We start from the raw sequence: 409 nt of genomic DNA on the forward strand, positions 1-409 counted from the left end.
CGGGGATTGATATAGAGTGCTGGCTCGTCTCGGTCGGGGATCATCTGTGTGAAAATATGTTGTTTGGCCATTTTCTGTTACTTTGCGGAGATGTACTTAATAGATATGGTATCTGAGTGTTGGACTCCTTCGCCAGTTACGGGATAGCGCTGACTATCCTGTTTCGAGTACGCTCTTGACATCCTCCCGCGTCTGAAGACACGGGAATCCCACGGCAACGCGCCGCTGGGTTGGGATATTAGGGTTTGGAGTCTACCACTTCTACGTATAGCTGCCTGAGACTCGTGTTGAAGCGGATGTAGATGTAGACTGCGAGAAACTATTTTCTGAGTACCACCGCAGAATGTTCGAAGATCGTGCCGGTCTGATCGTTGAATGTGCGGTCGTAATCCTTACACAGATACCGCTG

General features: G+C 49.6%; 1 pseudogene. It reads right to left on the reverse strand.

The annotated features are described in order from the left end of the window. Positions 1-256 precede the first annotated feature (256 nt). Positions 257-409, reverse strand: a pseudogene (locus tag EXE46_RS16695) (IS1595 family transposase); the annotation flags it as partial.

The sequence above is a fragment of the Halorubrum sp. GN11_10-6_MGM genome (assembly GCF_005435165.1).
In the GTDB taxonomy this organism is placed as follows: Archaea; Halobacteriota; Halobacteria; order Halobacteriales; family Haloferacaceae; genus Halorubrum.